Source organism: Pseudomonas sp. F220 (assembly GCF_057813935.1).
The window spans coordinates 59,094-71,640 of the sequence record NZ_JBVASJ010000003.1; the positions used below are offsets into that span (position 1 = coordinate 59,094).

The 12,547-nt window shown below is 58.3% G+C and carries 12 protein-coding genes; 3 read left to right on the forward strand and 9 right to left on the reverse strand.

The window, feature by feature from the left end; genetic code table 11:
• The first annotated feature begins 139 nt into the window (after positions 1 to 139).
• The gene (locus tag ACZYSM_RS03790; RefSeq protein WP_489069005.1) at positions 140 to 592 is read left to right on the forward strand and encodes a GNAT family N-acetyltransferase; all 453 of its coding nucleotides are present in this window, start codon (positions 140 to 142) and stop codon (positions 590 to 592) included.
• A gap of 248 nt (positions 593 to 840) precedes the next feature.
• Here ACZYSM_RS03790 and ACZYSM_RS03795 read toward each other — a convergent pair whose 3' ends face one another.
• From ACZYSM_RS03795 to ACZYSM_RS03805, 3 genes are read right to left on the reverse strand one after another with little or no spacing between them, the layout of a single operon-like run.
• On the reverse strand, positions 841 to 1,137 hold the full coding sequence (locus ACZYSM_RS03795; RefSeq protein ID WP_489069007.1) for a winged helix-turn-helix domain-containing protein: 297 nt from the start codon (positions 1,135 to 1,137) through the stop codon (positions 841 to 843).
• A gap of 24 nt (positions 1,138 to 1,161) precedes the next feature.
• On the reverse strand, positions 1,162 to 1,674 hold the full coding sequence (locus ACZYSM_RS03800; protein ID WP_489069009.1) for a M48 metallopeptidase family protein: 513 nt from the start codon (positions 1,672 to 1,674) through the stop codon (positions 1,162 to 1,164).
• 42 nt (positions 1,675 to 1,716) lie between these two features.
• Positions 1,717 to 3,840 (reverse strand): putative bifunctional diguanylate cyclase/phosphodiesterase, encoded by a 2,124-nt coding sequence (locus tag ACZYSM_RS03805; RefSeq protein WP_489069011.1) that lies wholly within the window; start codon positions 3,838 to 3,840, stop codon positions 1,717 to 1,719.
• A gap of 322 nt (positions 3,841 to 4,162) precedes the next feature.
• Here ACZYSM_RS03805 and ACZYSM_RS03810 point away from each other — a divergent pair, with 322 nt between their 5' ends.
• Entirely contained in the window at positions 4,163 to 4,834 is a 672-nt protein-coding gene (locus ACZYSM_RS03810) for a polysaccharide lyase family 7 protein (RefSeq protein ID WP_489069013.1), read from the forward strand.
• 107 nt (positions 4,835 to 4,941) lie between these two features.
• Here ACZYSM_RS03810 and fba read toward each other — a convergent pair whose 3' ends face one another.
• The 6 genes from fba to tkt all read right to left on the reverse strand — a co-directional run bounded on the left by fba (position 4,942) and on the right by tkt (position 11,284).
• Positions 4,942 to 6,006 carry a class II fructose-bisphosphate aldolase gene (fba, locus tag ACZYSM_RS03815; RefSeq protein WP_150644440.1) on the reverse strand — a complete coding sequence of 355 codons (1,065 nt, stop codon included), beginning with the start codon at positions 6,004 to 6,006 and terminating at the stop codon, positions 4,942 to 4,944.
• A gap of 254 nt (positions 6,007 to 6,260) precedes the next feature.
• Positions 6,261 to 6,590 (reverse strand): MliC family protein, encoded by a 330-nt coding sequence (locus tag ACZYSM_RS03820; RefSeq protein ID WP_489069016.1) that lies wholly within the window; start codon positions 6,588 to 6,590, stop codon positions 6,261 to 6,263.
• 59 nt (positions 6,591 to 6,649) lie between these two features.
• Entirely contained in the window at positions 6,650 to 6,871 is a 222-nt protein-coding gene (locus ACZYSM_RS03825) for a hypothetical protein (RefSeq protein ID WP_489069018.1), read from the reverse strand.
• A gap of 32 nt (positions 6,872 to 6,903) precedes the next feature.
• Positions 6,904 to 8,067, reverse strand: a complete 1,164-nt coding sequence (locus tag ACZYSM_RS03830; protein ID WP_489069020.1) for a phosphoglycerate kinase — start codon at positions 8,065 to 8,067, stop codon at positions 6,904 to 6,906.
• Positions 8,068 to 8,084: 17 nt separating this feature from the next.
• Positions 8,085 to 9,134 carry an erythrose-4-phosphate dehydrogenase gene (epd, locus tag ACZYSM_RS03835; protein ID WP_489069022.1) on the reverse strand — a complete coding sequence of 350 codons (1,050 nt, stop codon included), beginning with the start codon at positions 9,132 to 9,134 and terminating at the stop codon, positions 8,085 to 8,087.
• Positions 9,135 to 9,286: 152 nt separating this feature from the next.
• Positions 9,287 to 11,284: a transketolase gene (gene tkt, locus ACZYSM_RS03840; RefSeq protein ID WP_489069024.1), complete on the reverse strand. Its 1,998-nt coding sequence runs from the start codon at positions 11,282 to 11,284 to the stop codon at positions 9,287 to 9,289.
• A gap of 261 nt (positions 11,285 to 11,545) precedes the next feature.
• Here tkt and ACZYSM_RS03845 point away from each other — a divergent pair, with 261 nt between their 5' ends.
• Positions 11,546 to 12,541, forward strand: a complete 996-nt coding sequence (locus ACZYSM_RS03845) for an ArsR/SmtB family transcription factor (protein ID WP_489069026.1) — start codon at positions 11,546 to 11,548, stop codon at positions 12,539 to 12,541.
• Positions 12,542 to 12,547: the final 6 nt, after the last annotated feature.

The following is a 12,547-nucleotide window of genomic DNA, read 5'->3' on the forward strand; positions in this document are numbered from 1 at the left end:
AGATTACACAAAGAAGACAGTGCCGAGCAAAATGAATGATGGCAATTTGATTGCGCTCACATAAACGATCTCTGCCGCTGGCAGACATCCCTTCGCAGGACGCTTAGTATCTGAGCCAGAGTTCTTACAGGATGAAGAGATGACAATCGATTGGGTCTGCAAACACCACAACGATCTGGGCAAAGAACAGTTGTACGCCATTCTGCAATTGCGCACGGAAGTCTTCGTTGTCGAGCAGAAATGCGCCTATCAAGAAGTCGATGGCCAGGACCTGGAAGGCGACACCTGCCATTTGATGGCGTGGGACGGTGACCAACTGGTGGCGTACTTGCGTTTGCTCGACCCGGTTTCCCAAGGCGGTGACGTGGTCATCGGCCGGGTGGTGATTGCACCCCAAGCACGAGGAAAAGGGCTGGGCCATGAACTGATGGTTCACGCCTTGAAGCAGGCTGAAAAGTACTGGCCAGAGGTGCCGATCTACCTCTCGGCACAGGCGCATTTGCAGGGCTACTACGGGCGATATGGGTTTGTCGTGGCGGGTGAGGAATATCTTGAAGATGATATTCCGCATATCGGGATGCGTAAGGTTTGAGGTGTCCTTGAGTCTTGCGTAGGACTCAAGATCCACCCCTCACCCCAGCCCTCCCGGAACGCCGGACCGCCCCAAAGGGGAGAGGGAAAGGGAGCCGATCTTCATCCTCTTCAAAACCTGAGTTCAACTCGCAAATACAGGTCGCAGTATCTCCAAAGAATCACACAATCAGTTCCCTCGCCCCTCTGGGGCGGTCCGGCGTTCCGGGAGGGCTAGGGTGAGGGGTGGTTCTCAAGGCGAGAGAGAGCTCAGGGATACCCCAAAACCGCCTTTATCTTCCCCAGATTCTGCGTAATCCAGCCCTTATCTATCGCTCCCCAACTGTGAATCCGATAACGCCCGGCATGGTTGCGAGCGCCATCCTGCTGCTCGAACTCACAAACGATGTCCAGGTCCGCCAGCGCCGCGATCGTGTCCTGGGCCGTGCGTCGGGGCATCCCGGTGACTTCGGTGAGCGCCGGAACGCTGCTGGCCAGCTGGCTGTCGATCAGATAAGCCACATACAAACGGCGGTAAAAGCTGCTCTTGGTTTTACTCACGTCCATTCACAAACTCCTTGTCGATAACCGCTACGGGGCCACAACGGCCTTGCCCTGCATGTCCCGATAAGTCAGGTAAATGCGCAGATCGAATTCCAATTGGTGATAACCCGGCAGCATATGTTCGCAGAGCTGATAGAACGCTTTGTTGTGGTCAGACTCTTTGAAGTGTGCCAGTTCGTGCACCACGATCATGCGCAGAAACTCCGGCGCCGCGTCCTTGAACAAGGACGCAATGCGGATCTCCTTCTTGGCTTTGAGCTTGCCGCCCTGCACCCGGGAAATAGCCGTGTGCAAACCGAGGGCGCGATGGTTCAGGTCCAGACGGTTATCGAACAGCACTTTGTCGATGGACGGCGCGTTACGCAGATGCTCCTGCTTCAAGGCAAGGGCATAGCTGTACAGCGCCTTATCGCTCTGCACCGCGTGTTTATGTGGATAACGCTGACTCAGGTAGTCGCCCAGCCGATCTTGTGCGATCAGTTGGTGCACCTGTTCTTGCAATGCGGCGGGATAGGCCTGGAGGTATTTCAGCGTGGTCATGGGGCGGCAACACAGTCACGAAAGGTCACCAGTGTAGCGAATTCAGCCCTCCAGCGCGCTCCAGTCAAACGGCTGTGCAAAGCGGCCGGCGTCACTGGCCGTCAGCGGATGCGTCACCAGATAGCCTTGTACGTATTCACAACCATGGGCCTGCAACCACTGATATTGCTCGAGGGTTTCCACTCCTTCAGCGATCACCAGCAAACCGAACTGCTTGCCCAGATTGATAATGCTGCTGGCCATCGCTGCATCGCGCGGCGAGTCGTGCAAGCGAGCGATCAACTGCCGATCGAGCTTGAGGGTATCGAGTTCCAGGTCGCGCAGATGGACCAGAGAACAGTTGCCCACGCCAAAATCATCGAGCGCGATCCGCACCCCAAGATTGCGCAACAGCCGCAGCTGTTTGCGGGACTCCTCGAGGCTTTGCATCAAGGCGTCCTCGGTCACTTCGACTTCCAGCTGTTGAGCTCGCAAACCATGACGCTCAAGCACCTGACGCAATTCTGTGACCAGATTAGGCATGCCGAATTGGGTACTGCTCAGGCTCACGCAGAGCACCAGATAGTCAGCGAATATGCTCTCCCAGGCACGCCGCTGAGCGGCGCTCTGGTGGTAGATCCAGCTGCCCAGGCGGCTGATTAACCGAGCCTCTTCCAGCAACGGCAAGAACAACCCCGGCGGCACATCACCGACGCTCGGGTGCTGCCAACGCAACAAGGCTTCGAAGCCGCGCAGACGCCCGTCAGCTACCGCCACCTGGGGCTGATATACCAGCTTGAAATCCTTGTTCTCAATCGCTGAGCGCACGCTCTCTTCGAGCATCAAACGCGAACGTGCGCGGCCATTCATCCCGTGATCGTAGAACCGATACTGCTGACGCCCCGCACGCTTGGCCTCGTACATGGCGATATCGGCCGCCCGCAGCAAGCCGTCGAGGTTGGAGCCGCAATCCGGGTAAGTGGCGATGCCGATACTCGCCCCGAGCGCCATGTCCATACCTTCGATTTGCTGACAAATCGACACTCGCTCAATGAGCTTTTCCGCAATTTTCGCCGCCTGTTCGGGAAACTCCAGATCGAGCAGCGCGGTGAACTCATCACCGCCCATGCGCGCCAGAATGTCGAAGGAGCACAAGCACGCCTTCAACTGCTCGGACACCCAGCGCAGCACTCGATCCCCGGCATCGTGCCCCAAGGAATCATTGACCCGTTTGAAGCCGTCGAGATCCAGATACAGCAGCACCGGTGTGGTGTCCGAACGCTCGCTGCGCAGCAGAAGGTTCTCCACTGTCTGGTAAAAGCCACGACGGTTGAGCAACCCGGTCAATGGGTCAGTGACCGCCTGGAATTCAAGCTGCTGGTGCAGGTGGCGTACCACCGACATATCCAGCACCGTCACCACCATGGCTTTCTGCTCGGACGGCAGCGGTGCACAGGACAGTGCCACGGGCACTTGCTGACCGGGAACCGTGCGCAACATGGCATCGTGCAAGCGCCAGGTTTCGCCGCGGCAGTAACCGGTATAAAGCTCTGAATCGAGCCAGCTGGGCACATGAGGCTTTTGCAGAAAACGCACAAACTCCGCCCCCTGCAACTCTGCCACCGGGGTATTGAGCAAGCGCGAAATCGCCGGGTTGGCAAAGCGGATACACCCGCCCTCATCCACCACCAGAATCCCTTCCGCCGCGTTTTCCAGCACCGAGGCGTTGAATGCCCGCGCCGCCTCCAGCTCATGGCTCAGACGCTGCAAGGCCCGGCGATTGCGCTGATGCTCCAGCAGTGCTTGAACTTTGGGTTTGAGGATCTGCGGGTCGAACGGCTTGAGCAGGTAATCGACCGCACCACTGGCGTATCCCTTGATCACCGAGGCTTGGGACTGTTCGTTGGCGGTAAGAAAAATGATTGGGGTAAGGCAAGTCCGCTGGCTACCGCGCATCAAGCGCGCCACTTCAAAACCATCCATCCCGGGCATCTGCACATCCAGCAGTACCAGGTCGACATCATGCTCAAGTAATAAGCCCAGCGCTTCGACCCCGGAGGCGGCGGTCATTACGTGCCAGTCCTGTCGCTGTAACAACGCACGCATGCTGATCAGGTTTTCGGGATAGTCATCAACTATCAAAAGGACTGAGCGGACTTCACCTGGCTTGGGTTGCGCGCATTCCATGCTGCTTCTCTTGTCGGGGCGTCGTGTCGGTAACCGAGGGAAAACCGGACAAATACTAAGCCTTCACTCTAGACCGGATCCGGCAAAGCAGAAGGTGTCATCACGCCATCATTGAACCAAACCCTCTGGCACCCGACTAACGGTCAAGGCTACAGCCCCCGTAAACCGGGAAAAATGGCATTTAGCCAGAAGGTTGACGTCAACCGTCTGCCAGACGGGCATTAACAAAGGGTCGTTCTACGCTTATAAAGACCGCCCTCAAAAGCGCGGGCTAAAGCCTTTCCTTACTCGCGCGTAGCATGAATCCGTAGAAGGTTTGAATATGATCGATCTGGCAACCTGGAACCTGAGCGTTCCCGTCGGCAACCCTCCGGCGACCATCGACACGCCAAAACTGGTGGATGGTTTCAAGGATCAGTACTTTCATTCCGATTCCGGCACCCTGTTCTTCTGGTCACCCGTGACCGGCTCACGCACCGAAAATGCCAAATTTCCGCGTACCGAATTGCGCGAAACCTACTCCAACGGCACCTTACACAACTGGCTCTACCCCGACGCCGACAACCTGTTGCACGCCACCCTGATGGTGAATCAGGTGCCGTCCTCGGGCAAAATCGTCATCGGCCAGATCCACGCCTACAACAGCCAAAAACCGATGGTGAAGGTTGAGTACCAATACAAAACCAGTACCAAGACCGGCAACATCGTCGCCAAAGTCCGCATGCACCCCGATGACAAGGAGGGCCGCGTGATCATCATCGCCGAAGGGGTGAAGCTCGATCAGGAGTTCTCCTACCTGATCCACCTCAGCCCCGGCGGCGCTCTGGGTATCAGCGCCGCCGGCTATCAATGGGACACTCAGATCAGCGCTACCTGGCGCGACAAACCGCTGTACTTCAAGGCAGGGGTCTATGTGCAGGACAACACTGGGTACACCAGCGAAGGTGGGAAAGTGACGTTCTCCAAGCTGGATATCGATCACAACATGAAGTGAAGATTGATCGTTCCCATGCGGGAGCGTGGAACGATCAGCCTTGTGTTCCGCTCACAAAAAACCCGCATCTCTGCGGGTTTTTTATTAACGCTATTAAACGCGCAGGCTTAGTTAACCTTGGCGTTCAACTCACCTTTGGCGTAACGCTGGAACATCGCTTCCAGAGAGATCGGTTTGATCTTCGAACCATTGCCCGCAGTACCGAAGGCTTCGTAACGTGCGATACACACGTCACGCATCGCAGTCACGGTAGCGCCGAAGAATTTACGTGGGTCAAATTCGCTCGGGTTGGTGGCCATCAGGCGGCGCATGGCGCCAGTCGATGCCAGGCGCAGGTCCGTGTCGATGTTGATCTTGCGCACGCCGTGCTTGATGCCTTCGACGATTTCTTCAACCGGGACGCCGTAGGTTTCTTTGATGTCGCCGCCGTACTGGTTGATGATCGCCAGCCACTCTTGCGGAACCGAAGAAGAACCGTGCATCACCAGGTGGGTGTTAGGGATGCGCTTGTGGATTTCTTTGATGCGGTCGATGGCCAACACGTCGCCGGTAGGTGGCTTGGTGAATTTGTAAGCGCCGTGGCTGGTGCCGATGGCGATGGCCAGAGCGTCGACCTGAGTGCGCTTGACGAAGTCAGCAGCTTCTTCCGGGTCGGTGAGCATTTGGCTGTGATCCAGCACGCCCTCTGCGCCAATGCCGTCTTCTTCACCGGCCATGCCGGTTTCCAGCGAACCCAGGCAGCCCAGCTCGCCTTCTACCGAAACGCCGCAGGCGTGAGCCATGGCTACGGTTTGTTGGGTCACACGGACGTTGTAGTCGTAGTCGGTCGGAGTCTTGCCGTCTTCGCCCAGAGAGCCGTCCATCATCACCGAGCTGAAGCCCAGTTGAATGGAACGTTGGCAGACGTCAGGGCTGGTGCCGTGGTCCTGGTGCATGCACACCGGGATGTGCGGAAACTCTTCGATCGCGGCCAGGATCAGGTGGCGCAAGAATGGCGCACCGGCGTATTTGCGCGCACCGGCGCTAGCCTGGACGATCACCGGGGAGTCAGTCTTGTCAGCGGCTTCCATGATGGCGCGCATCTGTTCAAGGTTGTTGACGTTGAAGGCTGGAACGCCGTAGCCGTATTCGGCTGCGTGGTCCAGCATCTGGCGCATACTGATGAGTGCCATTGAGTGTGTATCTCCCGGTTGAGGGTCGTTAATCGTGCAAGCCTGCCGTAGCGGCGGCTGCTATTCAAGTTATTGCAGATCGGGGGTAAGCCCTGACTGCCAATTCGGTATTGCAGAAATCCTTAGAGCCTTCGATCTCCTGTAGGAGCCGAGCTTGCTCGCGATAGCGGTTTAATTGCCAACACATGTGTTGAATTTGCTGGCCTCATCGCGAGCAAGCTCGGCTCCTACAGGTTTAGCGTCGGCCCCACGTATCATTCAGCTTTACAGCCGCGGCCGATCAAATCGTTGGTGGCGACCCAGTAAACCAGGCCTTCCTCACCTTTTATGTGAAACGCCAGCATGTCATTGCTGTACAGCGAGCCCGAGCCGCTTGGCTCAAGTTTCAGGCGATAGACCTGATCGGCACCGCCCAAACGCAAATCGACTTCCTTGCGACTGCTGTCGGTGTAACGCCAAACCACCTGCGCCTGGCTGTCGCAGCTCCAGGTCGTCCAGTTATCCTGCTGCGGCGACTCAAACAAGTGCAGGTCGGCGCAACCTGCAAGCAGTGCCAGTGTCGCCACGGCAATAAGGCCTTTCATCGGTGCTCCTCGACTTGCGGTTACAGCTGCAAGCACTGCACGTTATTGAATCTGACCCGTCAAGGGCAACCATGTTCCTTGGCTTTGCCAGGAGTCTCGTACTTATCCAACCCCTCGGGCCCCGAGCGCTTGTTGATCACCGGGGCGGTTTCGGCCTGCCAATCAGCCTGATAGCAACCGTTTCCCGACTCACCCGCAGCGGGTTCCTGCTTGGCCTGGGGCGCACTGGCACAACCGGCCAGCAGACCCGCGACAATCAATAGCGGTAACGTTTTGACCATGTGAATGTTCCTTTTTCTGGCCAAATCAACCTTTACGCTTTCGCGCGACTTTCCAGCACTTCAACAGCGGGCAGCACTTTGCCTTCGACGAACTCGAGGAACGCGCCACCGCCGGTAGAAATGTAGGAGATTTGATCGGCAACGCCATATTTATCGATAGCCGCCAGGGTGTCGCCGCCGCCAGCAATGGAGAACGCAGAGCTTTCGGCGATAGCCTTGGCCAGGGTTCTAGTGCCGTTACCAAACTGGTCGAATTCGAATACACCCACCGGACCGTTCCACAGAATGGTCTTGGACGACTTCAGCAGCTCAGCGAAGTGCGCAGCGGTTTGCGGACCGATGTCCAGAATCATGTCGTCAGCGGCCACGTCAGCGATCAGCTTGACAGTGGCTACAGCGCTTTCAGCGAATTCCTTGGCAACCACTACGTCGACCGGCAACGGCACGCTGACTTTAGCGGCGATGGCGCGGGCGGTGTCCAGCAGGTCCGGCTCGTACAGCGACTTGCCAACCGGGTGACCGGCGGCAGCGAGGAAGGTGTTGGCGATGCCGCCACCCACGATCAGCTGGTTGCAGATCTGGCTCAGACTATTGAGCACGTCGAGTTTGGTCGAGACCTTGGAGCCAGCGACGATGGCGGCCATTGGCTGGGCCGGTGCGCCGAGGGCTTTGCCCAGTGCGTCCAGCTCGGCAGACAACAACGGGCCTGCGGCGGCGACTTTGGCAAACTTGGCCACGCCGTGGGTCGAGCCTTCAGCGCGGTGAGCGGTACCGAAGGCGTCCATCACGAACACGTCGCACAGAGCAGCGTATTGCCGGGCCAGTTCGTCAGTGTTCTTTTTCTCGCCTTTGTTGAAGCGAACATTCTCGAACAACACGATGTCGCCGGCTTTGACGTCAACGCCGCCCAAGTAGTCGGACACCAACGGCACCTCACGGCCCAGGGCCTTGCTCAGGTAATCAGCAACTGGCTTGAGACTGTTCTCGGCCGAGAACTCGCCTTCGGTCGGACGCCCAAGGTGCGAGCAGACCATCACGGCCGCGCCTTTTTCCAGGGCCAGCTTGATGGTCGGCAGCGAAGCCAGGATTCGCGCATCGCTGGTGACAACACCGTCCTTGACTGGGACGTTGAGGTCTTCGCGGATCAGTACGCGCTTACCTTGCAGATCGAGGTCGGTCATCTTCAACACGGTCATGGGTCGCAATTCCTGGTTTACAGTTTTTGGTGGACGACTTGCAGGTAATGTCCTGCAACGTCGAGCATGCGGTTGGCAAAACCCCATTCATTGTCGAACCAGGCCAATACGTTCACCAGCCGAGGGCCGGAAACGCGGGTCTGACTGGCATCGACAATCGCCGAATGAGGGTCATGATTGAAGTCACAACTGGCGTGAGGCAACTCGGTATAAGCCAGAAGGCCTTTGAGCGGGCCGCGGGTGGCGGCCTCGCGCAGAATCCGGTTGACCTCGGTGGCGTCGGTATCGCTGACGGTTTGCATGGTGATATCCAGGCAAGACACGTTAACCGTCGGCACCCGCACTGCTTTGGCCTGAATTCGCCCGGCAAGTTCCGGCAGCAGTCGTTCGATGCCACGAGCCAGACCGGTTGACACCGGAATCACCGACTGAAACGCCGAACGGGTGCGGCGCAGGTCTTCGTGGTGATAGGCGTCGATCACCGGCTGATCGTTCATCGCCGAGTGAATGGTGGTGATCGACACGTATTCCAGACCGATGGCCTGATCCAGCAAACGCAACAGCGGCACACCGCAGTTGGTGGTGCAGGAGGCGTTGGACACCAGCAGCTCGTCGCCAGTCAGGCAATCCTGATTGACGCCGTAGACGATGGTGGCGTCAACATCCGACTCGCTGGCCATCGGCTGGGAGAACAGCACCCGTGGCGCGCCGGCATCCAGGAAGCGCTGGCCGTCGACCCGGGTGTGGTAGGCGCCAGAGCATTCGAGCACTAGATCGACACCGAGCGCGGCCCAGTCGATGCCTTCGGGGGTGGCACTGCGCAGGACCTTCACGCAGTTGCCATTAATATGCAGACAATCGCCGTCGACCTTTACCTCACCGGGAAAACGCCCGTGGGTGGAGTCGAAGCGTGTCAGGTATTCGATGCTGGCCATGTCAGCCAGATCGTTAATTGCAACAATTTCAAACCCGGCAGCCGCCCCTCGCTCGAACAAAGCACGCAAGACGCAACGACCAATCCGGCCGTAGCCGTTGAGTGCAACTTTGTAGGGACGCGGTTGAGGCATGGAGTTCTCGATTACCGTGGTGAAACCGTCATTGCAATGTTGGCCGGACCGACGCTTTCGCGAGCAGGCTCGCTCCCACAGGGTCGGTGAAAATCCTGGTGGGAGCGAGCCTGCTCGCGAAGACGTCAGCCCGGACAACGCAACTGTTGGACTTAGTCTTCCAGCAACTCTTCAGCCTGACCCAGGATGTTTTCCAGGGTGAAACCGAATTCTTCGAACAAGGCTGGCGCAGGCGCCGACTCGCCGTAGGTGGTCATGCCGATGACGCGACCTTCCAGGCCCACGTACTTGTACCAGTAGTCCACGTGAGCGGCTTCGATGGCGATACGGGCGCTGACCTGCAACGGCAGAACTGCTTGCTTGTAGCCGGCATCCTGAGCATCGAAGACGCTGGTGCATGGCATGGAAACCACGCGCACCTTGCGGCCTTGTTCAGTCAGCTTGTCGAAGGCTTGAACCGCCAGACCCACTTCAGAACCGGTCGCGATCAGGATCAGTTCAGGCTCGCCTGCGCAGTCCTTGAGCACGTAGCCACCACGGTTGATCAGCTCGATCTGCACCGCGTCACGGGTTTGGTGCTGCAGGTTCTGACGGGAGAAGATCAGTGCCGACGGACCGTCGTCACGCTCCAGCGCGCATTTCCAGGCCACAGCCGATTCAACGGCATCAGCTGGACGCCAGGTGTCGAGGTTCGGCGTGCAGCGCAGGCTGGACAGTTGCTCGATCGGCTGGTGAGTCGGGCCGTCTTCGCCCAGACCGATCGAGTCGTGGGTGTAGACGTAGATCACGCGCTTCTTCATCAAAGCGGACATGCGCACTGCGTTGCGGGCGTATTCCATGAACATCAGGAAGGTCGCGCCGTAAGGCACCAGACCGCCGTGCAGAGTCACGCCGTTCATGATCGCGCTCATGCCGAACTCGCGAACGCCGTAGTACATGTAGTTGCCGCTGGCGTCTTCAGCGCTGACGCCTTTGCAGCCTTTCCACAGGGTCAGGTTGGAACCGGCGAGGTCAGCGGAGCCGCCCAGCAGTTCTGGCAGCAGCGGCCCAAATGCATTCAACGCATTCTGGCTGGCTTTACGGCTGGCGATGGTTTCGCCTTTGGCCGCCACTTCAGCGATGTAGGCCGCAGCCTTCTCGGAGAAGTCAGCCGGCAATTCACCGCTCAGACGACGGATCAGTTCGTTGGCCAGCTCAGGGAATTCAGCAGAGTAAGCCGCGAAACGCTGATCCCACTCGGCTTCGGCAGCAGCGCCAGTTTCTTTGGCATCCCACTCGGCATAGATGTCAGCCGGGATTTCGAATGGGCCGTAGTTCCACTTCAGCGCAGTGCGGGTCAGAGCGATTTCCGCGTCGCCCAGTGGGGCGCCGTGGCAGTCTTCCTTGCCCTGCTTGTTCGGCGAACCGAAGCCGATGGTGGTTTTGCAGCAGATCAGCGTCGGTTGCTCGCTTTTGCGTGCAGTTTCGATCGCGGTTTTGATTTCTTCCGGGTCGTGACCATCGACATTGCGGATCACTTGCCAGTTATAAGCTTCGAAACGCTTAGGGGTGTCGTCGGTGAACCAGCCCTCGACTTCGCCGTCGATGGAGATGCCGTTGTCATCATAGAAGGCAATCAGTTTGCCCAGGCCCAACGTACCGGCCAGGGAGCTGACTTCGTGGGAAATGCCTTCCATCATGCAGCCATCACCCAGGAACACGTAGGTGTGGTGGTCGACAACGTTGTGGCCAGGGCGGTTGAACTGCGCCGCCAGAACTTTTTCCGCCAAGGCGAAACCGACGGCGTTAGCCAGCCCCTGACCCAGCGGGCCAGTGGTGGTTTCAACGCCCGGGGTGTAGCCGTATTCCGGGTGGCCCGGGGTGCGGCTGTGCAGTTGACGGAAGTTTTTCAGGTCATCGATCGACAGGTCGTAGCCGGTCAGGTGCAGCAGCGAGTAGATCAACATCGAGCCGTGACCGTTGGACATGATGAACCGGTCACGGTCGGCAAACGATGGATTGCTCGGGTTGTGCTTGAGGAAGTCACGCCAAAGTACTTCGGCGATATCCGCCATACCCATAGGGGCACCGGGATGGCCGCTGTTGGCTTTTTGCACGGCATCCATGCTGAGGGCACGAATGGCGTTGGCACGCTCACGACGGCTGGGCATCGCTGATCTCCTGGGGGGCTAAATAAAACGAAACGGAAAAAAGGCGAGCATTTTCCCCCAGCGGACAGCCTTGGGGCAATGACAGATAGTCACTCAGGCGACTTTTTCCTGTGGATAAAGGCCCAATCTCTTGGTGAAACCATTCTGCTATTCGTTTGCAGAGTGAACCCAGCCTCGGAAAGTGCCATTTATCGAGCAATATCAAAACTTTTTGATATTGCTCTTGCGAGGATTTCGCACCCTCACTAGACTGCCACCCCTATGAACCTACGCGTGCCTTCCATTCGCCATGACGAATCTGACGAGCTGGCTGCCCTGTGCAAAGCCGGCGGCGATCCGTTACGACTGAATGTATTGCGTGCGCTGGCCAACGATTCGTTCGGCGTACTGGAGTTGGCGCAGATCTTCGCCATCGGCCAATCCGGCATGAGCCATCACTTGAAAGTGCTGGCCCAGGCTGACCTGGTGGCGACCCGTCGCGAAGGCAACGCGATTTTCTACCGCCGCGCCCTGCCCCATACTGAGTTGCTGGGCGGCAAACTGCACTCAGCCCTGCTCGATGAAGTGGATAACCTGACCCTGCCTGCCGACGTGCAGTCGCGGATCGGTCAGGTCCATGGACAACGGGCCGCGGCCAGCCAGGACTTCTTCTCACGGGTCGCGGAAAAGTTTCGCGCCCAGCAAGACTTGATCGCCGGCTTGGCGCAGTACCGCGAAAGCGTGCTGGCGCTGCTGGACAAGTTGAGTTTCGACAGCGCCGCCACCGCCATTGAAGTTGGCCCCGGCGACGGCGGTTTTCTGCCGGAGCTGGCACAACGTTTCAGCCAGGTCACTGCGCTGGACAACAGCCCGGCGATGCTTGAACTGGCGCGCCAGGTCTGTGAGCGTGAATCACTGACTAACGTCAGCCTGCAATTGGCCGATGCATTGAATGGCGTGAGCCTTCAAGCCGATTGCGTGGTGCTGAACATGGTGCTGCACCATTTCGCGGCACCGGCCGAGGCGCTCAAGCACATGGCCAAATTGCTGCAACCAGGCGGTAGCCTGTTAGTGACAGAGTTGTGTAGCCACAACCAAAGTTGGGCCAAGGAGGCCTGCGGTGATCTTTGGTTGGGTTTTGAACAGGACGATTTGGCCCGTTGGGCCACCGCTGCGGGACTCGTTCCCGGGGAAAGCCTCTATGTAGGCTTACGTAATGGTTTCCAGATCCAGGTCCGCCACTTTCAGCGACCGGCTGGCGACACTCACCATCGGTAAACTCAG

Bases quoted from the DNA above. Each gene is read 5' to 3' on its own strand.
- ACZYSM_RS03790 (WP_489069005.1), top strand. From the start codon at position 140: ATGACAATCGATTGGGTCTGCAAACACCACAACGATCTGGGCAAAGAA.
- ACZYSM_RS03795 (WP_489069007.1), bottom strand. From the start codon at position 1,137: ATGGACGTGAGTAAAACCAAGAGCAGCTTTTACCGCCGTTTGTATGTG.
- ACZYSM_RS03800 (WP_489069009.1), bottom strand. From the start codon at position 1,674: ATGACCACGCTGAAATACCTCCAGGCCTATCCCGCCGCATTGCAAGAA.
- ACZYSM_RS03805 (WP_489069011.1), bottom strand. From the start codon at position 3,840: ATGGAATGCGCGCAACCCAAGCCAGGTGAAGTCCGCTCAGTCCTTTTG.
- ACZYSM_RS03810 (WP_489069013.1), top strand. From the start codon at position 4,163: ATGATCGATCTGGCAACCTGGAACCTGAGCGTTCCCGTCGGCAACCCT.
- fba (WP_150644440.1), bottom strand. From the start codon at position 6,006: ATGGCACTCATCAGTATGCGCCAGATGCTGGACCACGCAGCCGAATAC.
- ACZYSM_RS03820 (WP_489069016.1), bottom strand. From the start codon at position 6,590: ATGAAAGGCCTTATTGCCGTGGCGACACTGGCACTGCTTGCAGGTTGC.
- ACZYSM_RS03825 (WP_489069018.1), bottom strand. From the start codon at position 6,871: ATGGTCAAAACGTTACCGCTATTGATTGTCGCGGGTCTGCTGGCCGGT.
- ACZYSM_RS03830 (WP_489069020.1), bottom strand. From the start codon at position 8,067: ATGACCGTGTTGAAGATGACCGACCTCGATCTGCAAGGTAAGCGCGTA.
- epd (WP_489069022.1), bottom strand. From the start codon at position 9,134: ATGCCTCAACCGCGTCCCTACAAAGTTGCACTCAACGGCTACGGCCGG.
- tkt (WP_489069024.1), bottom strand. From the start codon at position 11,284: ATGCCCAGCCGTCGTGAGCGTGCCAACGCCATTCGTGCCCTCAGCATG.
- ACZYSM_RS03845 (WP_489069026.1), top strand. From the start codon at position 11,546: ATGAACCTACGCGTGCCTTCCATTCGCCATGACGAATCTGACGAGCTG.